Genomic DNA, 25,702 nt, shown 5'->3' on the forward strand with positions numbered 1-25,702 from the left:
CCATCCTTAAAATCTGCTATACTAGTAGAAATGATTTTGTTAGATAGGGTTACCAAAACGTATGGCAAGGATAACAAGCCGGCCTTGAACCGGGTTAGTGTCCATGTCAAACCGGGCGAGTTTGTGATCCTGGTCGGGACGTCGGGTGCGGGGAAGTCGACGCTGCTCAAGCTGCTGACCCGCGAGGAAAAGCCGACTGGTGGCAAGATTGTTGTCGGTGGGATTGATTATGACACGCTCAAGGACAAGCATATCCCGCTGCTACGGCGCAAGATCGGCGTGGTGTTTCAGGATTTCAAGCTGCTACCAAACCGGACGGTGTTTGAGAATGTGGCCTTTGCGCTGGAGATTGCCGGGATGACTAATCGCGAGATCAAATCAACGGTGCCAAAGGTGATTGAGCTAGTGGGGCTGAAAGGTAAGGAAAAGAATTTCCCAAACCAACTGTCTGGCGGTGAGCGCCAACGGGTGGCGATTGCCCGGGCAGTGGTTCGGCAGCCAAAGATCTTGATCGCTGACGAGCCGACTGGTAACCTTGACCCAAAGCATAGCTGGGATATTGTGCGCTTGCTGGAAAAAATTAACAAATACGGCACCACGGTGCTGTTGACCACGCACAACGTCGATATTGTCAATAAGCTCAAGCGCCGGGTGATCACCATTGATCACGGTAAAATCACCTCTGATCAAGCCAAGGGGAGTTACAAACAATGACCGATATCTCACGTAAAGCCGCCGCCAAGGCGCGCGTCGATCCTAAAGTTCTCAAGCGCACGCGGCAGCGTCGCCGTCGGGTGCTGACGTTCTGGCGAATGTGCCGGTATGGTATCAATAATTTTAGCCGTAATACCTGGCTGACGATCGCAGCGACTGCGGTGATGGCGGTGACGCTGCTCATTATTGCCGTTACTATGGCTGCTCGCCAGGTGCTGGTTGACTCGGTCGATACAATTTCGCGCAAGTCCGATATGTCGATTTTCCTCAAAGGCTCAACCGAGCAAAAGGTGATCGACGAGCTGACATCGCGCCTGAGCAAGCTCCAGAATGTCGAAAAGGTGACGTATATCTCGGCAGAGCAGGCGCGTCAGGAGCAAATCGAGAAGTATAAGAATGATCCAGCAACTCTCGAGGCGATCAAGGAATCAAGTAACGAAATGCCAGCATCGCTTCGGGCTTCGCTCAAGGATTTAAACGATCAGCGGGCACTGATTGAGTTTACGAAGCATGACGAGCTGTATAAGAAGCACAAAGATCCGACCAAAGAACCGTCGTTCATCGGTGATCGGCGTGATGCGATCAACGCTATCGGTGATTGGGTGCGGTTTGCCAGTATCGCCGGCTCGATCGCTACCGTGGTGTTCGTGGTGATTTCGTCGCTGGTGGTGTTTAACACCATCAGGATGGCAATTTTTAACCGCAAAGACGAGATCCAGATGATGAAGCTGATCGGTGCTGATCGTGGATTTATTCGCGGGCCATTTATCGTTGAGGCAATTATGTATGGATTTATCGCGGCACTGGTGGCCTCAGGGGTCGGGTATTTGTTGCTGTTTTCGGCACACGACAAGCTGGCGGTGCGGCTGCCGATGGATAACTTGATGAATATTGGCACCACGTATGCCGGGCTAGTAGTGCTGGCGATGATTATGATTGGTGCGGTGATTGGCATTGTCTCGTCATTGATCGCGACGCGCAAATACTTAAAATTATAAGTTATTTTGTCGCTGACCCCTGAATATTTACTGAGCCAAGGCGCTTGACGTCCATATGTCGCTTGTGCTAAAATAAAAGGCAATGAAGATACGGTCCACCACACCAGTTTCGACATCACGAGCCACACGGGCAGCTCTCGTGGCGGTTAGTGCTGTTGTTTTGGGCGCTGGCGTGTTCCAGCTCGGCCCACATGTATTCGCGCGTGACTATGAAGCGGAAATTAACGCTCTCAACCAACAGGCGCAACAGGCGCAGAACGAGGCCAATCGTCTCGGGACGATGGCGGCGACGCTGGAGGAAGAGCTCGGGCGCATCAACGCGCAGATTGATTCGATCCGAGCGGAAATTGCCAAGAGCCAACAAAAGCACGACGCATTGGTTGCGGAGATTGCTAAAAATAAGCTAGCGATTGAAAAGAGCCGCAAGGTCATGGGTAAAATCCTCTCAGATATTTACCTCGATGATCAGATCTCGCCACTCGAGATGCTGGCGAGCTCCAAATCAATCGGCGATTATGTTGATAAGCAGGAGCAACGTAGTAGCTTGCGATCCTCACTGAACGATAAGATCAAGGAAATTAAGGCGCTGCAGGCGAAGTTAGAAGAGAATAAAAAGTCAGTTGAGAATGTACTCAAAGACCAGAAAGCTCAGCAGTCGCAACTGGCGTCCAAGCAGGCAGAGCAGGCCAAGCTCGTCAATGACACCAAGAACGACCAGAATGCCTATGCAGCTCTCGCAACGCAGCGCAATAACCAGGCAGCGAAACTACGCGAAGAGCAGGCGGCGGCTAACCGACGAGCGCTTGGCGGGGTGTCAATTCCGGGTGGTATCCCGGGCGGTGGTGGCTATCCAGGTGTCTGGGCGAATGCACCACTAGATGCTTACGTCGATCCATGGGGCTTATATACACGTGAGTGCGTGAGCTATGTGGCCTGGAAGATCCACAGTACCGGTCGGTTTGTGCCGCATTTTGGTGGGGCTGGTAACGCTAATCAGTGGCCATCAACAGCGGCGCGATACGGCATCCAGAGCGGTTCGACACCAAAGGCTGGCGCGGCGGCGGTCATGAATGTTGGCTATTATGGACACGTGATGTACGTCGAGTCGGTTAATGGTGACGGCACAATTACGGTCAGCGACTATAACTTGGCGTGGGACGGTCTGTACCGAAAGTATACGCGTTTAGCCTCGGGCTTAACCTACGTGTATTTTTAATAGTACGATGAGTCAATAAAACCCTCGCATCAGCGAGGGTTTTTGTGTACAATAGATACATGACAGAGCAACGGAGGGTAGGAATGCGGGCTCGCTTGTTTTTGGGCGGGCTGCTGATCGCGATTGTGAGTTTTGCGGCCGGGACGCGGTCGGATCTGATCGTGGCGCAGGTCGGGTCGCTGTTTGGTCTCAGAACAGCAACGGGGTCGCTGGATTTATCAGCGGTGCAGCGCGTGTACCGTGAGCTAAAGGCTCATTATGACGGTAATTTGGATGAGCAAGCACTTACGCGTGGGGCGGCGCGCGGTATGGTGGCAGCGACGGGCGATCCGCACACGGCGTACATGGATCCGGATGAAGCCAAGGAGTTTGAGAAGAGCTTGTCGGGCAATATTGGTGGCGGTATCGGGGCGGAAATTGCCAAGCGGCATAACGTGCCGACGATCATCCGGCCGCTAAAGAATAGCCCAGCCGAAAAGGCGGGCGTCAAAGCTGGTGATGCCATCGTCAAGGTCAATGACACGGTGGTGACTAATATGCCGGTTGATCAAGTGGTGCAGCGTATTCGTGGCGACGTTGGCACGACGGTCAAGTTGGTGCTGTCGCGTGGCGACGAGCGTAAAGATATAACGGTGACACGCGAGGAGGTCGTCGCGCCGGCTGCCGAGTGGAAGATCGACGGTGAGATCGGTATTTTAACGGTGGGCCGTTTTAATGACGATACCGGCAAGCAAGCGCGCCAAGCCGCCGAGGAATTCCGTTCGGCAGGCGTCAAGAAAGTCATCCTCGATCTCAGGGGAAATCCTGGCGGTACGGTGGCGGCTGCACAGGCGTTAGCGGGGTTGTGGCTCAATCATGAGGTGGTAATGACCCAACGGCGCGGTGAGCAGGTTATCTCGACCGAGAAATCAACCGGCCAGCCGCTTCTCGGTGATATCAAGACGGTCGTGCTGATCAACGGTGGTAGTGCCAGCGCCAGCGAGATCGTGGCGGGGGCGCTCAAGGATCACGGCAAGGCAACGCTGGTTGGCGAAAAAACCTATGGCAAGGGCAGTGTACAGCGGCCGATTGATTTGGCAGACGGCTCGGTTCTAAAAGTGACCGAGGCGCGCTGGTATACGCCGCACGGCAAGAATATTGACAAGTCGGGTATCGAACCGGATGTTAAGGTCGAGATGACGGCTGGGGCGGCAGATAATGGACGCGATCCACAGTTAGAGAAGGCAAAGAGTGTATAAGCTCAAAAAGGGAGGGTAAAGATATGCAACACAGAAAAAAAATACTACTGGTTGAAGATGACACGGCACTGGCGGCGGTCTATCGGTCGCGGCTGGAGCTGGAGGGCTTTGAGATTCGTGAGGTGCATAATGGTGAGGACGCGCTGTCGGCAACGGTGGCGTTTCGGCCGGATCTGATCGTACTGGATGCTATGATGCCAAAAATTAGCGGCTTTGACGTGCTCGATATCCTGCGCAATACGCCAGAAACGACCAATGTGCGGGTAATTATGCTAACGGCGCTGAGTCAGCAGAAGGACCGGGAGCGGGCAGAGGCGCTCGGAGTAGACGAATATCTCGTCAAATCGCAGGTGGTGATCGGCGACGTGGTAGCGCGAGTGAAGCATCATTTGGGCATGTCGCAGTCGTTTGAAAACTAGGTTGGGCCATCCCCGCGTAGGTAGTTTGCTATAATAAGGGCGTGGAATGGTTGCCAAAAATTACCGAAGATACGCTGACAGTACTACGCCGGCCGGTCTCGTTGGCAGAAGCGAGGGAGTATCGGCGGCGTATGGAACTTTCTCGTTGGTCGCTGGGGTTTGATACGTCGCTAGCCGACATGGCGGTGCTGGCGGTCGTGTGGGTTATCTTTTGTATCGGACTTGCTGTTTTGATGTCACTTGTGCCGCACTGGCTCGTTTTGGTGGTGATGATTGGTATATTGGCCACCACGTCAATGATTGTCTTTTTCCGCGCCTCAAGGCGGGCGATACGTCGGCATATACGAATGGCTGACTTTGCGTCTTGTTGTGGATTGGAATATGATCCAGTCGGTAAAGCTGACACAATCGGCCCTGGTCTATTGTTTGATGTCGGCTATTCGCGGCATTATCGCGGCGTGTTGTCGTATGGACGCGACGGACAGCGACTACTGGAAGTCGGTCGTTACGAATATACGGTTGGTAGCGGTAAACAGCGGCGGACGTATACCTGGTACTACGCTGGGATGCGCCTACCTCGCAGGGTGCCGCACTTGGTGCTGGACTCGAAATCCAACGATGGGACTGTGATGGGTAAGGCGCTGATCAGTAATCTGCCGGTGGTGATTTCGAACAGTCAGCGCATCAGTTTGGAGGGCGATTTTGATACGTATTTCACATTATACGCGCCAAAGCAGTATGATGTTGATGTGCGCTATGTACTGACGCCGGATGTTATGGCGGCGCTGGTTGACAAGTCATCTCGTTTCGATGTCGAGCTGGTAGATGATATGGCGTTTTTCTATGCGTTGCAAAACGAGACACCTGATGAGCAAGTACTCGGCGACATATTTACGGCGTTGGCAGTCGTGGGTCGTGAGCTACATGACCAGATTGATGGGTACGCTGACGACCGTGTCGAAGGCGCGCGTCACAGTAACAAAATCGCAGAGCAGGGCAAGCGGCTGAAAAAACGAACGCGACCAGCGGCGCTGTAATAGTTAGTACTGACTAGCCGACGCAAACCTGAGTGCGTCGCTCAGTTTTGCCGGTGAATTTGGTTTTCTTGACCTGTTTGAAGGTGACGACGCCAGACTTAGCGGCGTGGATAGTGTAGTTGCGGCTCATGTACGCGCCCTCGCCAGCGATTTTTGTGGCGCCTGTTTGGCGGACGAGTACCTCGCCAGCGTTGACTTTTTGGCCGCCGAAGCGCTTGACGCCGAGGCGTTGGCCAGGGTTGTTGTGGATGTTCTTACTTGAGCCACCAGCTTTGACTTTTGACATTGAAACTCCTTAAATTTTCTAAACCTAATCTGTACCAGTATAAGTGACGGCTGATAAAAAGTCAAGGGGCTTTACTTGATTAGCCAAGTGTTATATAACTAGGGGCTATGAACGAGCAGAATATGACGACAATGGAAGCTATTTTCAACAGACGAGTGGATAGAAGAACGGTACTACTGGGTGGCTTGGGCACCGTTGGTGCAGTGGCATTCGGTGGTGCTGTGCACGAATCTCGAGAAATGCCTCGTGACGGAGAAGCGCTGCAGGCACTACACGCGGTACAGACGGCGGCGGCAGAGGTTGCTGAGCGCGGTGTCAATGGTCAGACGACAACGGAAAAGATGATTGCAGCGACACTGCAGCACGAGAGTGGTGCAACGGCAAAGGTTGAGGTGGCGCTTTCCGAGCCGCTTGAGCAATATATCTCAGACGAGGGGTCATATGCGTCAGCCGGGGCAAATATGGTGGACGGACTGCTGGGTCAGATCGGGCGGGAGGTGTTTGCTGATACCGATCAACAGATGACGACGGAAATGGCGAAGCAGGCGCGGCCAACATTGGCATTTTTGATCATGGCGTTGAATCAGCAACGCATCGGCCTGGGCGCTGGAGTTTTACTAGCGACATGTCAGCGGTATTACCGGAATGCAATTGCTCCTCCTGCGGCCGAGCAAGCAGCAGAGGCGCGTCAAGCGCAGCTTGATCTTTTGGAGAATGAGTTGGTGGGTCATTTGGGGCAGCTCGCAAACTATGATCCGGCGTTACGGCTTAACCGTCCGGTGCTCGGCTAGTCCGCAAGATCAGTAGCTCGCGGGCGACAGTTTGGTCGGGGCGGCGATAGATGAGCGGGATGTGGTTGAGTTGGTGATAGCCAAGTTTTTGGAGGTTTTTTATTAGCGGCAGATGAGTGGCCCGGCCGGATGCGTCGTACCACGCTGGCACGGCGATACACAGCGATGTGTTTGGCGCTAGCTGCGGACGGATATTAGTGAGGAAGCCGGTGATAATGTGATTACAGTTGCCGGCAACTTCTGCTAGTTTTTGGGGTGCGGGCGGCGCAGAAAAGGGCTGGCCGAGGTAGGTTTCGCAGACGACGGCGGTGAGGTGTTTGCTGCTCGGCCAGTGGTGCGTGGTGGCGTCGGCTTGATGGATATCAATGACGTTGCCGGGTGCAGTGAAGGTCGATTGTAGCCACGACAGGTTCTCAGTGGTGTAATCAACCATTTTCTGGCTGAGGTCGGTGCCGACGACATCGTAGCCGGTGAGCAGCGCTTCTTGCAGGACGGTGCCGGTGCCGCAGAACGGGTCGAGGATCGTCACGGCAGGTCGGCTTCCAGCCGTCTCCTCCAAGTCGAATGCATCCGGCAACGCCGTCCGCAGAACCATCGACTTATCGGAGAGGCTGGAAGCCGACCCCGTCGCAGAATTGCTGCACGATCTTTGATGAGCTAGCGATCCGGCGCCCAGTGCTAAATTCAGCATAATCTGCGCTAATTTGGGCGGTAGCATGCCAACGAAAGCGTCGCGCTTGGGACGATGGCGGTCGCGGCGGGTATAGGCGGTGATGTTTTGGACACCGCGGCTCTCGGCGATGATCAGGCGGCGGTCGGTCGTTTTAACAAGCAGCAGCTCGACTTTATGCGGCGAACCACCGAGCTTGTTATTGTGCGCGGTGGCGGTAGAGAGGGCTGGCTGATCGTTCGGGATGAGACGGAGGCTGGTGCCAGATTTTTTGAGAGATGATTTGAGGATGAGGCCGGTTTTTTGGATATCACGGGCGCTCACAGCTAGGCCATAGGCGCTGAGGCCGAGGGTGATTTTATGCGGCGAGTGCGCCCACTTGGCTTGATAATGCTGGGTGATGAAGCGCGAAGCGGCGAGGAGCGAGGCTTTATCGGCGCGGCTGGCTGGTAGCTCGGTGATCACTTTGGCGCATTTAACGGTGCCGCCTAAGGTGGTAATGTCAAATTGAGATGTTTGAACTTCGGCACATTGCTGGCTGATGCGATTGACACAGTCTGCGCCAAACACCGCCGCAAGTTCGGCGAGCGAGATCTCTGGCTGGCGGCCAAGCAGGGTGATGTACATGGTTTGATTATAGCAAAAACTGCGTGATATAATGGGCGATATGGTGTCGAAAGGGATACGGCAACTTTTGGAAGCATGTAAGTCACCACGGACGATCATGAGCCTCGTGACGTTGGCAGTGCTGGTGCTGATCATTTTTCTGTCGCGCGCCGAGCTAGCGCGGGCATGGGAGCTACTTGGCCGGGCAAATATCTGGCTGTTGATGCTACTGGTGCCGTTTCAAATTATCGTCTATTTTGCGGGCGGTGAGATGATTTTTGCCTATCTTCGTGATAAAAAACTGATCGGGCATATCTCGCGGTTTGAGCAGACGCGGATTGCGCTGGAGCTAAATCTGGTCAATCACATTTTCCCGTCAGGTGGCGTCAGCGGTATATCCTACACGACGTGGCGGATGCACAAGCTCGGCGTTAGCTCGGCGCGCTCGACGTTTGCTCAGGTGATCCGTTACGTGACGGGCTTTTTGTCGCTGATGGTGCTGCTGATATTGGCGGTGCTGATCTTGTCAATTGATGGGCAGGTCAATCGCTACATCGTGACGTCAAGTTTCTTCTTGGTGCTAGTGGTGCTGGCGCTAACATTTGGGCTGATTTTTATGTTCTCGTCGCGCAAGCGCATGCACAACACGGCGGTGCGGGTGTCGCGAGTCGTGAATGCAGTGGTGCGTTGGGCGACGCTGGGCAAGATCAAACGGCTGCTGGTTTCGACGAAAATCGAAGCGTTTTTCGCTGAGATGCATGATGATTTCGTGGAACTGTCAGAGCACCGGCGCCTACTCATCAAGCCGCTGGTCTGGGGCGCAATTTATGCCATTTTCGATGTGTTGATGTTCATCGTAGCGTTTTGGGCACTGGGTGTGTCGGTCAATCCGGCGGTGCTGATCATTGGCTATGGCGTGGCAGGGCTGGCGAGTCTGGTGGCCTTTACGCCGGGTGGTGCGGGCGTGTACGAAGCGATTATGATCGTTTTCTTGAGTATGACCGGTGTGGCGCCGGACGTTGCCATTGCTGGGATTGTGCTGACGCGGGTGATCTTGCTCGCGGGAACGATTATCTTTGGGTATATGTTCTACCAGCACGCGCTGATCAAATATGGGCAGCCAGATGATGACGGTGGCGCCGCGGTTTAGCGTTAGCGATTTTGTAGCGGTCGTCAATCAGGTGCTGGAGACGGCTGTCCCAGTCGTCGAGGTTGAAGGCGAGATCGCCGAGTTCACCATGCGTCAGCAGAAGTTTGTCTTTTTTACGCTCAGGGACCATGAGAGTGCGGTCAATTGTTTCATGATGGCGTGGCAGCTCAGGACGCCGATCGAGGAAGGGATGCGCGTGGTGGTGCGGGCCTCGGCTAAGTTAACTGCCAAGGGTAAGTTTAGCCTGACGGTACAAGAGATCAAGCCGCTGGGCGCGGGTCACCTCAAGCGCAGCGCTGAGTTACTCAAGGCGAAGCTGGCGGCCGAAGGGTTGTTTGATACGGAGCGCAAGCGCCCCTTACCGCCATATCCTGCTCGCGTAGCCGTTATTTCTAGTACGCAGGCGGCAGGCTACGCGGATTTTATGAAAATTGCTGGTGAGCGCTGGGGTGGGGTGCAGTTTATCGTTGCTAACGTCAAGGTTCAGGGCGACGGCGCGGCTGATCAGGCGGTGCGGGCGATTGCCCACTGTAACCAGCTGGCGGAGCCGCCAGAGGTGATCGTGCTGATTCGCGGCGGCGGTAGCGCGGAGGATCTCGCGAGCTTTAATGACGAATGCTTAGTGCGGGCGGTGGCGGGCAGCCGCGTGCCAGTGCTGACTGGTATCGGACACGAGGTTGACGAGAGTTTGTGCGATCTGGCGGCTGATGTGCGGGCGGCCACGCCGAGTAATGCGGCGCAGCTATTATTTCCGGATAAACACGAGGTAAGGCGGCAGTTAGCGCTGCGGCTGGGCAACGTATCAGAGGTGATTCAGCGGCAGATTAAGGAGCGGCGTCTATGTGCAACAACGTTGCAACAAGCGGCGCTCGAACAGTGGTCGCACCGCGTTGATATTGCTAAAAATATGGTATTGTCGCAACAACGAATGATTACTGAATACGACCCAGAGATGGCGCTGCGGCGCGGTTACGCGATGATCAGCGGCGACTGTCAGATTGGTAGTATTGTAAAGATTACAACAAAAGATAAGATTATGAAAGCGAGGATTGAGAGTAGTGAAAAACGATAAGACAAACGAAAAAACGATTGAGCAGATGATGGCGGAGCTGAACGAGCGCATCGCATGGTTTCAGGGCGAGGAGTTTAATCTGGACGAGGCCAAGCAGCGGTTCATTGAGGCGCGGCAGCTGGCGAAGAAGATTACGGCGGCGCTGGACGATATGCAGCACGATATTACGGTGCTTAGCGAGGATTTTAGCGCGTGACATGGACGCTGTGGCTTGGTGGCGCGATTCTGATGATCTTTGCGCTGCCAGTATTGATCGGTGCGCCGTATGTGCCGTCACGGTCGCGCGAAGTGCAGCGGTTATTTGCCGAGGCGTTGCCACTCGGTAAGGGCGACATCGTGCTTGATATCGGGTCGGGCGATGGCGTGGTGCTCATGATAGCAGCCCAGCAGGGCGCGCGGGCGATTGGCTATGAGATTAATCCGTTCCTGGTGCTAATATCGCGCTGGCGGCTGCGAAAATTACCGGGCGCCCGAGTGCACTGGGCGAATATCTGGCGGCAGCCGGTGCTTGACAAGGTGACGGTGATGTATGCCTTTGGTGATGGTCGCGATATCGCAAAGATGTTTCAGCTGGCCAGGCGCCAAGCAGCCGCCCAGACCGAGCCGCTGACTTTCGTGAGCTACGGATTTTCTATCCCTGGCACGCGACCGACAAAAGAATACCACGGCTATTTTCTCTATCGGCTGCCGGGAGGCTTTACATCGCCCGAAGCATAAGCTATACTGATGCATATGAGTAGAAAAACAGAGATGGAACAGGGATATGTTAATAGCTGGATGATTGTGGCGATTAGTGCGATTGTGCTGTTCGTGGCGGCTGGTAGCGCGGCAATTTGGGCGTACCTGGCATATTCACAGGAAAAAACTGCGGTCGAGAGTCGGATGGCGGTAGCTTCGGCCAAGGCGCGCGAAGAGCAATCAAAGGCTGACCGCGAGAAATTTAATGAAGAAGCCAAAAACCCGCGTATTGAATTCGTCGGCCCCGAGCAGTACGGCCGCGTGTCGTTTATGTACCCAAAGACCTGGAGTGTTTACGTAGCGGCTGACGGCGGTGATCGCGGCGACTATAAAGCGTATCTCCATCCGGTTATCGTACCGCCGACAAATACACATAGTAGCAATCAAAACAAGTTTGCGCTACGCCTCGAGATCCTCAATAGTGACTTCAATAAGACACTGAATCAATATGCCAGCCTGCTGAAAAAGGGTGATTTGACCTCGAGTAGCGTCGAATACAACGGTAACACCGCCACGCGCATTGACGGTGCATTTAGTAAGGATCTGCGCGGCTCGGTGGTGCTGATGAAGGTGCGCGACAAGACGCTGCGTTTTTCAACCGATGCTGATACGTTCAAGCCAGATTTTGAAGCTATTCTCAAGACAGTGAAATTTGTACAATAGTTTTCTTGGTCGCGGCTGGTGCATGAAATGATACAGAGCGGCAGCGGTTCTTTTTGGCGCCTCGGTTTGCTATACTAGAGGTATATGGCGCAGCCACAGTGGAGTGATAAGGAGTTTGCCGCGATGCCGAGCATAGCGGTGGCGGCGCATGAGTTGAAGGCGCCACTGGCGTTGATTCGGCAGATGAGTTTATTGATTGAGGACGGTGGGCTTAGTCCAGTCGAGGTGCAGCAGATGCAGCGACGGTTGACGCTGACGGCGGAGCGCTCGCTGGCCTTGGTGCAGGACTTGGCGCGTACTGTGAATGTACAGCCGACGCTGTTTCCACTGGAGCCGGTTAATCCGCTGGCGCTGCTAACGCAACTAGCATACGAGTCACGCGACATGCTGCGGCTGTATGACCGGCGGGTGACGTGGCCGCGTACGGGCAAGAAGCGGCTGGTGGTGACTAATCCGCTGCTGCTTGGGCGGATTATGATGAATTTTCTCGATAATGCGATGCGCTACAGCGAGGCTGGGGCGGCAATTCGCGTGACCATGCGCCAGGCGGGGACGATGGTGCGGCTGGGTGTGCGGGATTTTGGGCCGATGATGAGCCTGGCGGAGTATCGGCGATTGGTGGATGAAATGACCGTGCGTAAATCAGTCAGAACCCGGCCGGACAGCAGCGGCCTCGGCGTGTATATCGCTGCGACGTTTGCGCGGGCGATGGGCGGGCAGATCGGGCTGATACGCCACCGAGACGGACTGACGTTTTATGTTGATGTGCCGCTCAGCGAGCAGATGAGCTTGCTGTGAAAAAGCTACTGATCATCGAGGATGACCCGCAGTGGGCGGCAGTGCTGGAGCGGTATGCGCTGGAGGCGGGCTGTACGGCCCGAACAGTGGTGGCGGCTGGACAGGCGATGGCGATGATTGATGAGTGGCGGCCGGATGGCTTGATTCTCGATATGCTGCTGGCGGGTGAGACGGGAATGGCACTACTGAATGAGCTGCAAAGCCATGAGGATCTGGCGCGGCTGCCAGTGGTGGTGTGCAGTAATGTAGCGCTTGATCTGGATCAGCTGCGGCCGTTTGGCGTGCGGGCGGTGCTTGATAAGGCGCGAATGACGCCCGATGACGTGCGAGCGGCGCTCAGCGTGCTAGGTGAGGAGGCTGAATGAAAGACGGTGAGCGACTCAAGGCGATTGTGCTACGGCGGACGGATTATGCGGAAGCTGATCGGGTATTGCAGTTACTAACGCCCCAGGGGCGGCGGGCGGTGATCGCCAAGGAGGTGCGCCGCGAGCGGAGCAAGCTGGCTGGCGGCATTGAGCTCCTGGCGCTGTGCGACGTGGTGATTCGTTCGGGCCGTGGTGAGCTGGGGCTGCTGACCAGTGCCAGGCTCAGCGCGTTTTATCGGCATATCCTCGAGGATTATGAGCGGATGCGGTTTGCCTACCAGGCGCTCAAGCTGGTGGCGCAGGCGACCGAGACCGTTGACGGGCCGGAGTGGTTCGCGGTACTCAGTCAGGTGTTGGCGTGGCTTGATCGGCCGGCGGTTGATCGGCTGCTGGTCGAGACGTGGTTTTATATGCAGTACGCCGGGCTGTTGGGTGACGAGCTTAATCTACGCACCGACGTGGCCGGGCGGACGCTCACGAGCGATAAATCATACATGTACGATCCAAGCGAAAAAGCCCTAAGGCCAAGCGAGCAGGGCGATTTAACGGCCGATCACATCAAGCTGCTGCGCCTCATCCAAGCCAAGCCGCTAGAAAATCTCACCCACATCGGCGGCCTCGGCCCGGTCATCGCTAGTTGCTGGCTGGTGACTAGGCAGCATGCGGCGGTGTAACTGTGTCTTGTAGAGCATGCTTCACAATTGCTTTCCGTAGGGGGGAGAAGGCAGATTCCATGAAAGTATTAGGGTTTTGCCCGGACTCAATATCCGACTGATTAAGCTTGGTGAGTATGTTATGTGTTGAAATATCGGGGTTCTCTTCGGGGTTAATCTCTATCTCTTCCGAGTATTGGCCACGGAAATATTCAATCTCACGTAAATAGGACTCCTTGCAATATTCCACCTCGAGATCTGGCTTACTTATTTTGATAATCTCATCGGCACATTCCCAGAGCAGGGCAACTGCGCTTCTTTTAGCGTCGTCATCAAATCGACCCATCGCGGCGAGATCGCGTAACGTGCGCGCTAGGAATATTTTATTGAGGACGGAACTAAAAGAAATATCTATTCTTTTGGTCTGACTGGCGTAAACACTGTGAGCATCTTCTAGTGCTTGATCTAGGAAGGCCACCCTTACTTGGTCGGACACTTTACTGGTGCAGGCAGAGTCAAAATTACGCTTTGCCGAGAGAAAAGTATTGTGTTCATAGGGGGTGATGAGTCCTGAGAGTTGATCTCTGAGTAGCATCCATTGCCCAAAGTATTCTCTAATTTTGCCTTGCTCCTGAGCTGTTAGCGGGCTTGTGGAGCTAAAAGCAGCGAAACCAGTGACGCGGATCCCTTCGGCGACTATGCTTCTAGCTCTATCATCCGCTCCTTCGTATTTATCAGAAATCTCTAGTAATCTACGGACCTCCTCCAATGAGTATTCCTGGGGGTGACGTATTACAGGGGAATCTGGAAAAATTTTATCTGTAGACGATGTGTTGTACTGTTCCTGATTCATAACACCATTGATACTCCCTATGTGCGATTGTTGCACAATAAATAGCGACCGTCAAGCATGCTATAATAAACCTTAGTTAATGAATCGCCATGTTGCCAACATGGGGAAAGGTTGTGTGATGAGTCAAGCAAAAATGGAAGATATTATCAGCCTGTGTAAGCGCCGCGGCTTTATTTATCAGGGGTCGGATGTGTATGGCGGTCTTTCTGGCACCTGGGATTATGGTCCGCTGGGCGTGCAGCTGAAGCGTAATATCATGAATTTGTGGTGGCGCAGGTTTGTTGACGAGCGTGACAACATGTACGGCGTCGATGCAGCGATTTTGATGAATCAGAAGGTCTGGCAGGCCAGTGGGCATGTCGATACGTTCGTCGATCCGCTGTGTGAAGATACGGTCAATCACCGTCGCTACCGCACCGATCATATTCTCAAGGATAATGGTGTTGATGTAGATGGCATGACCATGGAACAGATGGATGTGGTAATTGCTGAGAAAGGCATCAAAAGCCCCGATGGCAATCCGCTGAGTAAATCGCGAACGTTTAATATGATGTTCAAGACACGCGTCGGTGCAACTGAAAGTGAGGACAGTATTTCGTACCTCCGCCCAGAAACCGCCCAGGGTATCTTCACCAATTTCAAAAACGTCGTCGATAGTTTCTACCCGAACTTACCGTTTGGCATCGCTCAGCAGGGCAAGGCGTTTCGTAATGAGATTGCGCCGCGCGACTTCGTCTTCCGCTCTCGCGAGTTTGAGCAGATGGAGATTGAATATTTCGTCGACCCTGAGCATTGGCAGGAGGCGTTTGACGAGCTGCTGGCGGCGACACATGCCTTTTTGGCAGAGCTAGGTCTAAAACCAGAGCACATTCACGAGCTGGACGTGCCGGCGGAAGATCGGGCGCACTACAGTAAAAAGACGATCGACATCGAATACGATTATCCAATTGGCCGCGAGGAGCTGATGGGCATCGCGTATCGGACTGATTTTGACTTGATGAACATCCAACGCGCTAGTGGCAAGAGCATGGAATACACCGTCAAGGGAACGAACACAAAATTTGTTCCGCACGTCATCGAGCCGTCGTTTGGTGTGGAGCGGGCACTAATGGCGGTGCTGGCCAGTAGCTATCACGAGGATGAACAAAATGGCGAAAAGCGGGTGTATTTGGCGTTGCCAGAGCATTTGGCGCCGGTCAAATTTGCCGTTTCGCCACTGCTCAAGAACAAGCCAGAATTGGTAGAAAAAGCCCGCGAAGTCTACGCCCAGCTCGCCAAAGCCAACCCCGGCCGAGTGATGTGGGACGACAACGGCAACATCGGCAAACGCTACCGCCGCCAAGACGAAATCGGCACGCCATACTGCGTGGTTATTGACTTCCAGACGCTGGAGGACGGCACTGTCACCGTGCGCGAGCGGGATACGACGGAGCAGCGGCGGGTGAAGATTGAGGAGCTGTAGATACTAGATATGAAAAAATAAATTAGTTTTGAGGAGCTAAAATATTGATAGAAAGTAGGCCTGAGTTTGATAAAATTACATCGTTTGCTGAGTTTAATAAATACTATTGGTATCGTGAGGAAATTTCACAGATTTGCAAGTCATTAGGATTAGAATATAAAGGTACAAAACAGGAACTCAATTATATTATTGAGCAATACTTTAAGGGTAATTTGATTAAAAAATCATCAATAAAAAATGAGAAGAAGCAAGTTGAAAATATTACATTAGATATGCCATTACTTGAATGTGGTTTTTCCTTCAATGCAAAGTTTAGGGAATATTTCTCTGTTTTAACAGGTATCTCACCATTTAAATTTACTGCTGATATGGCGACTGCTTGGCGGAAAGTAAAAAGAGAAAAGGATAGCAAATTTACAATCAAAGATTTACTGAAGGTGTATTATGGCGAATCAGATTATGCCAAGTATGATAATTCGGTTTGTCAATGGAATCAATTTTTAAAGGATTTCTGTGCAGATGAAAATAGCCGCAACTATTCGAACAAATTAAAAGTAGCTGCTATTCTTTGGAAAGAAGTCAGAAATTCAAAAAAGGAAAAAATCTATTCAAAGAATCTTTTGACTGAACATGAACATACAATAAAAGAGTATCACGAGTAGGTAATTTCCAACTTGTTAGCACCTAATGAGTAGTTAGTAATGGATATTGGAAAGACAGAATATACTGTAGACGAAATGGTATCAGCCATCTGGCGTTCAGGTGTAGTATAATGACTCTCATGACAAAAACCACCAAAGGACATATCATCACGCAGAATTTAGATGGCACCGATCATCTGGATTGTCTGTATCGCATCTCTCTCAAAGCGCTAATTTACAACGACGTTGGGCAAATTTTGGTCGTCAAAGAAATTGATCGGACGTATTGGGATTTGCCGGGTGGTGGCATGGACTTCGGTGAGACGATTGAGTCGTCGCTGAAACGCGAACTGTACGAAGAAGTCGGCTATAAAGGTGATTTGCGCTATCAACTGTTTGACGCATCAGAACAGATGTATATCGAGCGGCTTGATGCAAATCAAATCTGTTTTTATTGTCGCGTCTGGCCGGAGAACTTTGATTTTATACCAGGTGAAGAGGGCGATGAAGTGATGTTCGTTGACCCTGAGGAATTATTGCTTCAGAAGAGCGAGGTTGACGCGCCAGAACGGGCATATAGAGCGCATGAGAAATGGCAGGAGCTGCATAGCGAAATCGTGCGGTAGGTAAATATTGATTTGGTTTCGCTAACATTGCAATAAAATTATAATTTTGTTATAATGTTTGTATGGTAATCACTACGATTCAAAAAGTTATCAAGATTGGTTCCAGCCGCGGCGTGACGCTGCCAGCGCGGGATTTGCGGGCGCTGGGGATTCGCGATGGCGACGAGGTGCGATTAACGGTTGAGCAGATAAGGCCAATTAAACAGGCAAATAAGCCGTTGCTTCGCCAGGAATACGATGATTTTAAAAAACAATACGGCGAAACGCTGAAAAACTTGGCAGACCGATGATTCGCTATCTGGAGATTGACGAAATTCTAAAGCTGCACTTTTGGATAATTGAGGATTTTGGCGGCTCGCATGGCGTACGCGATGAACTGGGGCTAAAGTCGCTAGTGGCCGCGCCGCAAACAATTGTTTTTGGCGAGGAGCAATATGTGTCAGTTCACGAAAAGGCGGCGGTTTATTTGCGTAATTGTATAGCAGACCATGTCTTTACCGATGGCAATAAGCGCACAGCGGTGACGATTACTGGTATCTTTTTGGCGAGAAATGGCTGGAGAATGACTGCGGCGGCTGCTGAACTAGAAAATTTCGCCGTCCGCGTCGCGACCGATCATCTCGATATTGATGCGATTGTTGATTGGCTGGAGCGTCATTCGCGGGGACGTATCGATGATTTGATAATTAAGGAATTTTAGTGGCAAATAGGGTTCCTGAGAGATTTCTCGCTGCCTGATAGGGGTGATATACTAGAGTTTATGACCGTTATTTATATTGCTCGCCACGGCCAAGATGAAGACAATGTGCGTGGGATTTTGAATGGTCATCGCAACCTGCCGCTGACTGATTTGGGGCGTCAGCAGGCGCAGCAATTGGCGCGGCGCATCAGGGATAGGGAGCTGGTTTTTGACGTGGTGTACGCGTCGCCACTTGATCGGGCCCTTGAGACGGCAGCAATTGTGGCGACGGAGCTGGGTCTTGCCGAGCCGATAGTTCACGATGATTTAATCGAGCGTAATTTTGGCATTATGACCGGTAGGCCGGCCGCTGATGTTGAGGAAATGTGTGCGCCGGACATCATCAAAACAGAAAACGTGACCTATTTTTTGAATCCTGACGGCGCTGAGACTTTTCCTGAGTTATTGGCTCGCGGCCAGTGGGTGCTTGATTCTATGGCGTGTCGACACCCTGATCAAACGGTACTACTGGTATGCCATGGCGATATCGGCAAAATGATATATGCTGCGGCAACTAATATGCCATGGCGTCGGGTGTTGACTGATTTTTACTTTGGTAATACGGATATTGTCGGGCCGGTGCGTGATTAATGGCCTCGGGTATGGTATTATGTGTATACAATTGGTTGTTAATTTCAAAAGGGAGAGGCAAAATGACAAAGCATAGAACAACCCTCGTCGCCGGAGCCACAGGTTATCTCGGACGTTTCGTCGTCGCCGAGCTGCACCGCCGTGGCCACAAGGTGCGCGCGATCACCCGCAGTCGCGAGCGGGCCGTCTCTCCAGGCCCCTGGGATTCTCCCTCACTGGATGGCCTCGTCGACGACTGGGCCGTCGGGGAGGTCACGAATCCCGCATTCATCGCCGATGTCGCGGAAGGAGTCGACGACGTCATATCCACCTTGGGGGTCACCAAGCAGAAGGCCAATCCTTGGGACATCGACCACCGGGCCAATCTCGCCATCCTGCGCTCCGCGGAGAAGTACGGCGTCAAGCACTTCTGCTTCGTCAACGTCATCGGAGGCGACCAGTGCCCGGCACAGCTGACCCGGGCAAAGACCGCTTTCGCCCAAGAACTGACAGCCTCCCGGATATCGAGTCAGATCATCAATCCCCCCGGGTACTTCTCCGACATGACCCAGATTCTTCAGATGGCCAAAAAGGGTCGCGTCTTCCTCTTCCGCCCGGAAACCAGGATCAATCCCATTCACGGCGCCGACCTCGCGAAGTTCTGCATCGACCGCTTGACCGACGGCGAGGAGGGCGCATGGAACGTGGGAGGCCCTGAGGTCTTCACCTGGAAAGGGCTCGCTGAGTGCGCTTTCCAGGCTCTTCAACGGCCTACACGCGTCACAACCGTGTCGCCCGCCATCCTGTCACCCCTCATCGGAGTCCTCGGGCTCTTCAACCGGAGAAAGGCCGACACGCTGCGCTTCATCTCATGGAACATGCTCCACGACTGCGTAGGTGAGCCCTTCGGCACTCATGGACTGCTCGACTTCTACAAGGATCTGGTCCAAAAAGACGGTGATTAGCCACTTCGTGGTGTGGTGCGGAGACATAGAGGACTTCGCCGTCCGCGTCGCGACCGATCATCTCGATATTGATGCGATTACTGATTGGCTGAAGCGTTATTCGCAAATGCGCGTATCCCAAACGTGATATCATTCATACTATGAGAGAAATTGAGATAAAAGTTAGATTGCAAGATAAAGAAGGGTTGCTGGCTGCGCTGGCGGCTAAGGGTGTCGTCCTTGGTGAGTCAGTGCATCAGCGTGATCAAGTGTTTGGTCTGCCGGGAGAAGTTGGCGGTGACGGCAACACAGCGCCTTGGTTGCGGGTGCGTACTGAGATGCGTAGACAAGGTGAAGATACAACGAAGCGGGCGTTATTCACTTTCAAACGATCGGTGACCGGATAGCTGGATAGTATTGAACATGAAACAGAAGTTCGCGATCCAGATGCTATGATCGCTATCGTTAAGGGGCCGGGCTTTGTAGCGTTTTCGGATATGTCAAAGATTCACCAGACTGGCACGTTAAGTGGTATAGAAGTATGTGTCGATTCGGTGGAGGGCTTAGGTGACCTTATAGAGTTAGAGCAATTAGCCGATGAGGATGCTGATCCTGTCGCTATAGTCAATGGTTTGTGGCGCGAGATGGCTGAGTTGGGGATTGGTAGCCGGCACGATGAGGTGACGGATGGCTATGATATCCTGATGAAGAAGTTGAGGGTGCAGTAAAGACACTCAATTATTTTAACTGAGGTGTCTCGCTTGGTATTTTACAGTCCATCACTCCTCCTGCTATAATAACCACATGCATATTATTCTTGGTGGGACGAGTGGACTGGGTCTGGAGATGGCTAGGCAGCTCAGAGAAAGTAGCAAGCGTGTGTTGGTGTTGGGGAAGACGCATAATATTCAGGAGCACGGCGAAGGTTTCCAATTGGATGTGTATTATCCCGAGCAAGTAGCGATGGCGCCAGCGCGGATTGAGCAGATTCTGGGCGGTGATGCTATTGAGCAATTCGTGTGGGCGGCGGGCTACGGCTGGCGCGGTGATTTTGAGGATCAGCCCGATGCGCGCTCCATGGCAGAAGTGAATTTTGCTGGTCCGTTGCCGTTAGTGCAGTGGGCGTGGCATAGGATGGCGCAGCAGCGGATACAATCCACACTAACGGTAATTGGCTCAACTAGCAGCATCAAAGCCCGCGGGGACGAAGCGGTATATGTGGCGACCAAGCATGCTCAGGCGGGGCTGGCGCGTAGCTTGGCATTGCAGGCGGATGAGCAGCACTTGCCGATTCGCGTGGCACTGTTCTTGCCCGGGGCGATGAAAACACCGTTTTGGCGAGGGCGTCGGCCGGATGATTATGCTTTCTTCAATGACCCGGCCAGGGTGGCTGAACATATATTGACCGCTGTCAGCACACAGTATCAGACGTTCCTCGAGTGGCCGCTACCAAAGGGTACGTTGGTCTAACCTCGCTGAAGTGCTATAATGCGGGCATGACATACGAATTGAGTAGAGAATATTTCGGAGTAAAAATTGTAGTAATCGGCGGCGGAACTGGTAGTTTCACGCTGCTGTCGGGTTTGAAAAAGTATACCCATAGTATCACGGCGCTGGTCAACATGGTTGATGACGGCGGCTCGACGGGCATGCTGCGCGATGAGCTAGGCGTGTTGCCGGCGGGTGATGTGCGGCAATGCCTGGTGGCGCTGAGCAGTTCGCCAAAGGTGCGCGACTTGTTCAATTACCGGTTTGACGAGGGTAGTATGAAGGGGCACGCATTTGGTAATTTGTTCATGGCAGCGCTGGAAAAGATGACGGGGAGTTTTTCGCAAGCGGTCGAGACGGCCAGCGAGGTGCTCGGCGTAAATGGACGGGTATTTCCGATCACGCTGGACGATACCAAGCTATCGTTGAGGCTGCGTGACGGTACGGTCGTTGAGGGCGAGCACGCCATCGAGGTGACGAATATTCCAGGCGATGAGCGGCCGTGGCTAGAACTCAGCCCGCCAGCAACGATTAATCCGCATGCTCGGCGGGCGATTCTCGACGCTGATCTCGTGGTGGTAGCGCCGGGGCTGCTGTACGGTAGTCTGGCGCCAGCGCTACTGGTGCGCGGTGTGACGCGGGCTTTGGCTGAAACCAAGGCCAAGAAAGTGTATGTCTGTAATCTCGTGACCAAGCCGACGCAGACCGACGGCTTTACGGTGGCGGACTTTGTCGATGAAATTGAGCGGTTTGCTGGGGTGAGCATGGATTATGTACTGTATAACAATTATCGTCCGCCACAGGCACTGCTTGACAAATACGCGCACAATGGTGAATATTTGGTGGAATGGGACGAGGCGGAGCTGAAGAAAAAGCATTATTATGCTTCGGGCAAGCACCTGATCGCTAACGGCGTTCGCCAGCACAATAAAAAGGCCGATCCGCTGGCGGCGCTGCGTAGTCTGATCCGTCACGACAGTGATAGAATTGCGCGAGAACTCATGAGGATTTACTTTTCATGAGTTTGAATCTGTTTCTTGATCTTGATCGCACCTTGTTTCGGACGAGCGAATTGGATGCGGCAGAGTGGGGGCTGCTTGGGCGGCAGTTTGGCATTGATAGCGAGGTAGAGCTGGCGCGGCGAACGGACTTTCATGTGCGCACTGAGAAAGCGTACTATTATGATTTTGCGGCGCACGTACGGGCGGCGGGACTCGGAGAGGAGGCGGTATTCGCATTCCTGCTTCAGTCGACGCTGGCTGATGGGCGAATGGAATACGACGGAGTGGCTGAGGTGGTAGCCTGGGCCAGGCAGCGTGGAACGGTGCATGTCTTGACCTATGGGCCGGCGAATTACCAGCGATTCAAGGCGGCGCTGTGTCCATCGCTTGAAGGGACAGAAATTATCACTACATTACAGCCGAAAGGTGATTATTTCCGCGAGCAGTGTCCGACTGGCGAGGTATGGATGGTTGATGATAAGCCAATCGGCGGTGATCTGCCTGATAATGTGCGGTTTATTCAAACGGCAGAATATAACGGCATTGCGGTGCCAGAGCATCCAGCGTGGCCAGTGGCGACAGCGTTAGGCCAGATTCCTGAGATAGTAGATAGGTATGAACTTTCCAATTGATCAACTACCCAAAGTGCTTGATACGCCGAGCTTTGTGTATTCGAGGCGGATGCTAGAAGAGCGGGCCCGGCAGGCGCTGGCGTGCCGAGTGCCGTTTGGCCTGACGGTGCGTTATGCTGCCAAGGCAAATTCGCATCCCGAAATTATACGACTGTTTGATGAGTTGGGGCTGCAGTTTGACGCTAGCTCAAGCTACGAGGCGGCGCTATTACTCAAGCAAGGGGTGAGCGGCTCAACGATCAGCCTCTCTAGCCAGCAGCCAGCGCACAACCTTGATGAGTTACTCCAGGCTGGTGTGCGTTACGTGGCGACGTCGCTTCGTCAATTAGAGCTGGTTGCCTCGAGTCCATACCGCCCAAATACGGTCGGCCTGCGGCTCAATCCTGGCATGGGTTCGGGGCATAATAATCGGACGATGACCGGTGGGGTTAATTCCAGTTTTGGGCTGTGGCACGCCTATACCGAGCAGGCGCTGGAGTTAGCGAGGCGTCATGACATAATGATTGATCGGCTGCATATTCACATCGGCTCGGGTGCTGATCCGCGGTTGTGGGGCGAGGCAATGGACGCAGCCCTAGCGCTCGTCAGGCGACTACCGGAAGTGACTACTCTGGATATTGGCGGTGGCTTTAAGGTGCATCGGTTCGGTGACGAGCAAGAGGCGGACCTGACGGCAATTTGCGAGGTGTTTTCTCAGAAATTAGCTCAGTTCGCTGAGGAAACTGGGCGGCGATTACACCTAGAAATTGAGCCAGGAACGTGGTTGGTGGCGCACGCTGGCGTGCTGGTAGCAGAGGTGGTAGACATCGTTGATACCGGTGCGGATGGTCATACATTTTTGCGCCTTGATACCGGCATGAATGACATCACACGGCCAGGGATGTATGGTGCGCAGCACGAGATGATGATACTGCCGGGTCGCGAGGAGCAGCGGGAGTACATCGTGGTGGGGCACTGCTGTGAGACGGGCGATATCTTAACACCAGCGCCAAGCAACCCAGAGAACCTCGCATCGCGGCGGCTGGCGCGGGCGGAGATCGGCGATAAGCTGGTGATCTTTGACGCCGGGGCGTATTGCCAGAGTATGTCGCTGAAACAGTACAATGCTTATCCTGACGCCGGCACCTATTTTATTGACTAAATTTAATTCATCTGTTATAATAGCCCAGTTTGATAACGAACTGAATTATGAGTGAATTATGTTCTTCGCGCAGTGAGCAGTTAGAGCTGAGCGCGCCACAAAAAATCGAAGAAATAATTGACCTTGAGCGTCCGTCTCTCGAGTTTCCTTTTCAGTTGACACTCGAGGGGTATTTTCAAGGTGAAGGTGTGAATGAACGAAAGGATCTGGTGGAGCATGCTGAGCGAACGATGAAACTGGTGGAGGAGTTTGCCGGTTTGAAACTACCGCCTGAGGCAATTCATGCCGTGCTGCTGCATGACGTGGCTGACCGCTTTCATAACAGAGACAGTCAGAAGTGTACACCGGAGCGTCGACAGGCTGCTGGCTTGGCTCTGGCCGATGTATTTACGAATCCTGAGATTGAGATAACAGATTCGCAGGGTTTATATATAGCGTCACTACTAGTGGACTTTATTCTAGTAGAAGAGGCTTCTGGCCAGCACCGACTGGATGTGGCTAATGCTATTCCTGAAAGCATCAGAGAGATTATCACGGATCGTTACGAAGGTGCGGTACCAGCCGAAGCATGGCGGCAGATCGAGCCATTTGTTGATGTGGAGCAGATGGCTGCGTTCCTAGATAACACCAATATCGAGGCGGTGATCATCAAGGCCTGCGAGTTACTTGATAATATGCGCTATCCGTCATCGTCGCGTGAGTCTGCTAAATTACAGGATGTTTTGGAGGCGGAATCATTCTATGCACCGCTATGTGAAGTGATGGGATTTGACGGGCTAGCGGCAAGCCTGCGTTCACAGGCGCATATCATTCGGCTGAAAGGACAGGGTAAGCATGAGCTGGTTAAGGATATCCGTGAGCAGTATGAGACAATTCGCCGAGCCGGTGTGCGTAATCTGGTAAGTGCAATTTTCGATGCTCAAATCATCACCGAAGCGGCGGTCGGTCCGCGTAGTGAAGAATCATGCCCGAACCGGTCGGTTCACATCGGGGATTTTGTGGCGCAAAATGGTAAATTGGTCTATGGAAAATATCGCTTGAAAACCGTGGGGTCATGGGCAGCCAAGGTGCATGAAGCTCGTCAGAATGGCAAACCGGAGTACACGCCGATGGACGTGCTCGGCCTGACCGTTATATCAAAGAATGTGAAAGCTCAGGCGCATGATTTTGTGAAGTTTTTGGAGCGGATTGATACAACTCCGGTGCTTGATTTGAAAAAGGCCGCCAGTAAATCCAGTGCTATTTGTGTTCACGGTACGGTGGATTATGTTACTACCGTGCGCCAGGAGATGGAGCAACGCGGGTTTGATATAGGGCGCTGCGAGTTTATGGTCCAGGATGATGAAAGTGTAAAGCAGCGCGGTCAGAAATATCAGGTCTCTAAAGTGACTTTCCTGATGGATTATCCAGGATTAGACAAGGGCGTGCCGGTCGAAGTGCAATTTGTCACCGAGGACGAACGGCGGCGATCGCGGACGGGGGAGGTGGCGCACATAATTTATAAATATATTCGTCAATTGGAGCAGCAGGGATCCGTTCCTGATAAAGATAAACATTCCATTGCTCAAACGATGTCTCAGCTGCTTAGGCAGATCCATCAGCGGCGCGACTATGCCAGCCATGATCTCATGGTAAACGAGCGCTCAACCCCGGCGCGTGATGCATTTTTAGAGGATTTGTGGCATTTCCTGCAGCATGAACTCGCCTAGGCCCGGCAAACTATGTATAATCAGAATATGACGATTTACTACACTGACGGTTCGGCTAGCCCCAACCCTGGTCCGGGTGGCTTCGCAGTCATCCGTGATCTTGAGCCGTGGATCTTAGGTTCAGAGGACGGCGAGACGACCAATATTCGCATGGAAGGCAAGGCGCTGATTGCGGCGCTTCAGGACGCGGACGGTGTGCCGTGTGTGATTTATACTGATAGCGAGTTTTGGATCAATGTGGTGACCAAGTGGGCGCCGGGTTGGGAAAAGCGCGGCTGGACAAAGAAGGGTGGCGAGATTAAGAACTTGGATATCGTACAGGAATTATACGAGTTATATGTGCAGTCGCAGGCGGAACTCCGCTGGGTGCGTGGTCATGAGGGCGACGAAGGGAATGAGCTGGCGGATGAGTGGGCCAATCGGGCGCGGCTAGGCGAGCGGCTATAATTGACAATAATATAAAAATATGGTAATATCAACAC

33 protein-coding genes are annotated in these 25,702 nt (G+C 53.0%); 30 read left to right on the top strand and 3 right to left on the bottom strand.

Annotated features, from left to right (window positions below; translation table 11 throughout):
- Nucleotides 1-30 precede the first annotated feature (30 nt).
- From ftsE to NLML1_RS01200, 6 genes are all read left to right on the top strand, one after another.
- On the top strand, nt 31-714 hold the full coding sequence (ftsE, locus tag NLML1_RS01175) for a cell division ATP-binding protein FtsE (protein ID WP_285441739.1): 684 nt from the start codon (nt 31-33) through the stop codon (nt 712-714).
- Nucleotides 711-1,712, top strand: a complete 1,002-nt coding sequence (locus tag NLML1_RS01180) for a cell division protein FtsX (protein ID WP_285441740.1) — start codon at nt 711-713, stop codon at nt 1,710-1,712. The genes ftsE and NLML1_RS01180 overlap by 4 nt, the downstream gene beginning before the upstream one ends.
- 82 nt (nt 1,713-1,794) lie before the next feature.
- The gene (locus NLML1_RS01185; RefSeq protein ID WP_285441741.1) at nt 1,795-2,928 is read left to right on the top strand and encodes a CHAP domain-containing protein; all 1,134 of its coding nucleotides are present in this window, start codon (nt 1,795-1,797) and stop codon (nt 2,926-2,928) included.
- A gap of 59 nt (nt 2,929-2,987) precedes the next feature.
- A complete protein-coding gene (locus NLML1_RS01190; RefSeq protein WP_285441742.1) occupies nt 2,988-4,166 on the top strand; it encodes a S41 family peptidase in 1,179 nt (392 codons plus the stop codon).
- A 23-nt stretch (nt 4,167-4,189) separates the two neighbouring features.
- Complete coding sequence (locus tag NLML1_RS01195) at nt 4,190-4,585, top strand: response regulator (RefSeq protein WP_162323160.1); 396 nt, start codon at nt 4,190-4,192, stop codon at nt 4,583-4,585.
- Nucleotides 4,586-4,626: 41 nt separating this feature from the next.
- Nucleotides 4,627-5,622 (top strand): DUF2721 domain-containing protein, encoded by a 996-nt coding sequence (locus NLML1_RS01200; RefSeq protein WP_285441743.1) that lies wholly within the window; start codon nt 4,627-4,629, stop codon nt 5,620-5,622.
- Nucleotides 5,623-5,635: 13 nt separating this feature from the next.
- Here NLML1_RS01200 and NLML1_RS01205 read toward each other — a convergent pair whose 3' ends face one another.
- A complete protein-coding gene (locus NLML1_RS01205) occupies nt 5,636-5,908 on the bottom strand; it encodes a 50S ribosomal protein L27 (RefSeq protein ID WP_162323163.1) in 273 nt (90 codons plus the stop codon).
- Nucleotides 5,909-6,015: 107 nt separating this feature from the next.
- On the opposite strand from NLML1_RS01205, the gene NLML1_RS01210 reads away from it, so the two are divergent.
- Nucleotides 6,016-6,699 carry a hypothetical protein gene (locus tag NLML1_RS01210; protein WP_285441744.1) on the top strand — a complete coding sequence of 228 codons (684 nt, stop codon included), beginning with the start codon at nt 6,016-6,018 and terminating at the stop codon, nt 6,697-6,699.
- Here NLML1_RS01210 and NLML1_RS01215 read toward each other — a convergent pair.
- On the bottom strand, nt 6,677-7,996 hold the full coding sequence (locus tag NLML1_RS01215) for a methyltransferase domain-containing protein (RefSeq protein WP_285441745.1): 1,320 nt from the start codon (nt 7,994-7,996) through the stop codon (nt 6,677-6,679). The genes NLML1_RS01210 and NLML1_RS01215 overlap by 23 nt on opposite strands.
- A 40-nt stretch (nt 7,997-8,036) precedes the next feature.
- Between NLML1_RS01215 and NLML1_RS01220 the strand changes: the two genes are divergently transcribed.
- The 8 genes from NLML1_RS01220 (at nt 8,037) to recO (ending at nt 13,435) form a co-directional block, all read left to right on the top strand.
- Nucleotides 8,037-9,125, top strand: coding sequence for a lysylphosphatidylglycerol synthase transmembrane domain-containing protein (locus NLML1_RS01220; RefSeq protein ID WP_285441746.1), 1,089 nt, complete (start codon nt 8,037-8,039; stop codon nt 9,123-9,125).
- Nucleotides 9,088-10,197: an exodeoxyribonuclease VII large subunit gene (xseA, locus tag NLML1_RS01225; protein WP_285441747.1), complete on the top strand. Its 1,110-nt coding sequence runs from the start codon at nt 9,088-9,090 to the stop codon at nt 10,195-10,197. The genes NLML1_RS01220 and xseA overlap by 38 nt, the downstream gene beginning before the upstream one ends.
- Nucleotides 10,184-10,393, top strand: a complete 210-nt coding sequence (locus tag NLML1_RS01230) for a hypothetical protein (RefSeq protein ID WP_285441748.1) — start codon at nt 10,184-10,186, stop codon at nt 10,391-10,393. The genes xseA and NLML1_RS01230 overlap by 14 nt, the downstream gene beginning before the upstream one ends.
- Nucleotides 10,390-10,914: a class I SAM-dependent methyltransferase gene (locus NLML1_RS01235; RefSeq protein ID WP_285441749.1), complete on the top strand. Its 525-nt coding sequence runs from the start codon at nt 10,390-10,392 to the stop codon at nt 10,912-10,914. The genes NLML1_RS01230 and NLML1_RS01235 overlap by 4 nt, the downstream gene beginning before the upstream one ends.
- 15 nt (nt 10,915-10,929) lie before the next feature.
- Nucleotides 10,930-11,598 carry a hypothetical protein gene (locus NLML1_RS01240; protein ID WP_285441750.1) on the top strand — a complete coding sequence of 223 codons (669 nt, stop codon included), beginning with the start codon at nt 10,930-10,932 and terminating at the stop codon, nt 11,596-11,598.
- An 84-nt stretch (nt 11,599-11,682) separates the two neighbouring features.
- On the top strand, nt 11,683-12,396 hold the full coding sequence (locus NLML1_RS01245; RefSeq protein WP_285441751.1) for a sensor histidine kinase: 714 nt from the start codon (nt 11,683-11,685) through the stop codon (nt 12,394-12,396).
- Complete coding sequence (locus tag NLML1_RS01250) at nt 12,393-12,761, top strand: response regulator (RefSeq protein ID WP_285441752.1); 369 nt, start codon at nt 12,393-12,395, stop codon at nt 12,759-12,761. The genes NLML1_RS01245 and NLML1_RS01250 overlap by 4 nt, the downstream gene beginning before the upstream one ends.
- The gene (recO, locus tag NLML1_RS01255; protein ID WP_285441753.1) at nt 12,758-13,435 is read left to right on the top strand and encodes a DNA repair protein RecO; all 678 of its coding nucleotides are present in this window, start codon (nt 12,758-12,760) and stop codon (nt 13,433-13,435) included. Before NLML1_RS01250 ends, recO begins: the two co-directional genes overlap by 4 nt.
- Here recO and NLML1_RS01260 read toward each other — a convergent pair.
- On the bottom strand, nt 13,413-14,267 hold the full coding sequence (locus NLML1_RS01260; protein ID WP_285441754.1) for a hypothetical protein: 855 nt from the start codon (nt 14,265-14,267) through the stop codon (nt 13,413-13,415). The genes recO and NLML1_RS01260 overlap by 23 nt on opposite strands.
- A 118-nt stretch (nt 14,268-14,385) precedes the next feature.
- On the opposite strand from NLML1_RS01260, the gene NLML1_RS01265 reads away from it, so the two are divergent.
- The 15 genes from NLML1_RS01265 (at nt 14,386) to NLML1_RS01335 (ending at nt 25,667) form a co-directional block, all read left to right on the top strand.
- A complete protein-coding gene (locus tag NLML1_RS01265) occupies nt 14,386-15,729 on the top strand; it encodes a glycine--tRNA ligase (RefSeq protein ID WP_285441755.1) in 1,344 nt (447 codons plus the stop codon).
- Between the two features lie 44 nt (nt 15,730-15,773).
- Nucleotides 15,774-16,391, top strand: coding sequence for an SAP domain-containing protein (locus tag NLML1_RS01270; protein ID WP_285441756.1), 618 nt, complete (start codon nt 15,774-15,776; stop codon nt 16,389-16,391).
- Between the two features lie 119 nt (nt 16,392-16,510).
- Nucleotides 16,511-16,996: an NUDIX hydrolase gene (locus tag NLML1_RS01275; RefSeq protein WP_285441757.1), complete on the top strand. Its 486-nt coding sequence runs from the start codon at nt 16,511-16,513 to the stop codon at nt 16,994-16,996.
- Between the two features lie 62 nt (nt 16,997-17,058).
- On the top strand, nt 17,059-17,286 hold the full coding sequence (locus tag NLML1_RS01280) for an AbrB/MazE/SpoVT family DNA-binding domain-containing protein (protein WP_171271786.1): 228 nt from the start codon (nt 17,059-17,061) through the stop codon (nt 17,284-17,286).
- On the top strand, nt 17,283-17,696 hold the full coding sequence (locus NLML1_RS01285; protein WP_285441758.1) for a type II toxin-antitoxin system death-on-curing family toxin: 414 nt from the start codon (nt 17,283-17,285) through the stop codon (nt 17,694-17,696). Before NLML1_RS01280 ends, NLML1_RS01285 begins: the two co-directional genes overlap by 4 nt.
- A 60-nt stretch (nt 17,697-17,756) precedes the next feature.
- Entirely contained in the window at nt 17,757-18,326 is a 570-nt protein-coding gene (locus NLML1_RS01290) for a histidine phosphatase family protein (RefSeq protein ID WP_285441759.1), read from the top strand.
- Nucleotides 18,327-18,388: 62 nt separating this feature from the next.
- A complete protein-coding gene (locus tag NLML1_RS01295; RefSeq protein WP_285441760.1) occupies nt 18,389-19,270 on the top strand; it encodes an SDR family oxidoreductase in 882 nt (293 codons plus the stop codon).
- Nucleotides 19,271-19,410: 140 nt separating this feature from the next.
- Nucleotides 19,411-19,656 carry a CYTH domain-containing protein gene (locus NLML1_RS01300; RefSeq protein WP_285441761.1) on the top strand — a complete coding sequence of 82 codons (246 nt, stop codon included), beginning with the start codon at nt 19,411-19,413 and terminating at the stop codon, nt 19,654-19,656.
- A 9-nt stretch (nt 19,657-19,665) separates the two neighbouring features.
- Nucleotides 19,666-19,977: a CYTH domain-containing protein gene (locus NLML1_RS01305; RefSeq protein ID WP_285441908.1), complete on the top strand. Its 312-nt coding sequence runs from the start codon at nt 19,666-19,668 to the stop codon at nt 19,975-19,977.
- Nucleotides 19,978-20,053: 76 nt separating this feature from the next.
- Nucleotides 20,054-20,719 carry an SDR family NAD(P)-dependent oxidoreductase gene (locus NLML1_RS01310; protein ID WP_285441762.1) on the top strand — a complete coding sequence of 222 codons (666 nt, stop codon included), beginning with the start codon at nt 20,054-20,056 and terminating at the stop codon, nt 20,717-20,719.
- Between the two features lie 26 nt (nt 20,720-20,745).
- The gene (locus NLML1_RS01315; RefSeq protein ID WP_285441763.1) at nt 20,746-21,759 is read left to right on the top strand and encodes a gluconeogenesis factor YvcK family protein; all 1,014 of its coding nucleotides are present in this window, start codon (nt 20,746-20,748) and stop codon (nt 21,757-21,759) included.
- Entirely contained in the window at nt 21,756-22,370 is a 615-nt protein-coding gene (locus NLML1_RS01320; RefSeq protein WP_285441764.1) for an HAD family hydrolase, read from the top strand. The genes NLML1_RS01315 and NLML1_RS01320 overlap by 4 nt, the downstream gene beginning before the upstream one ends.
- Nucleotides 22,354-23,511, top strand: a complete 1,158-nt coding sequence (locus NLML1_RS01325; protein WP_285441765.1) for a type III PLP-dependent enzyme domain-containing protein — start codon at nt 22,354-22,356, stop codon at nt 23,509-23,511. Before NLML1_RS01320 ends, NLML1_RS01325 begins: the two co-directional genes overlap by 17 nt.
- A 47-nt stretch (nt 23,512-23,558) precedes the next feature.
- Entirely contained in the window at nt 23,559-25,220 is a 1,662-nt protein-coding gene (locus NLML1_RS01330) for a hypothetical protein (RefSeq protein WP_285441766.1), read from the top strand.
- 27 nt (nt 25,221-25,247) lie between these two features.
- Nucleotides 25,248-25,667 carry a ribonuclease H family protein gene (locus NLML1_RS01335; RefSeq protein ID WP_285441767.1) on the top strand — a complete coding sequence of 140 codons (420 nt, stop codon included), beginning with the start codon at nt 25,248-25,250 and terminating at the stop codon, nt 25,665-25,667.
- Nucleotides 25,668-25,702 lie beyond the last annotated feature (35 nt).

The sequence above is a fragment of the Candidatus Nanosynbacter lyticus genome (assembly GCF_030253515.1).
In the GTDB taxonomy this organism is placed as follows: domain Bacteria; phylum Patescibacteriota; class Saccharimonadia; order Saccharimonadales; family Saccharimonadaceae; genus Nanosynbacter; species Nanosynbacter lyticus_A.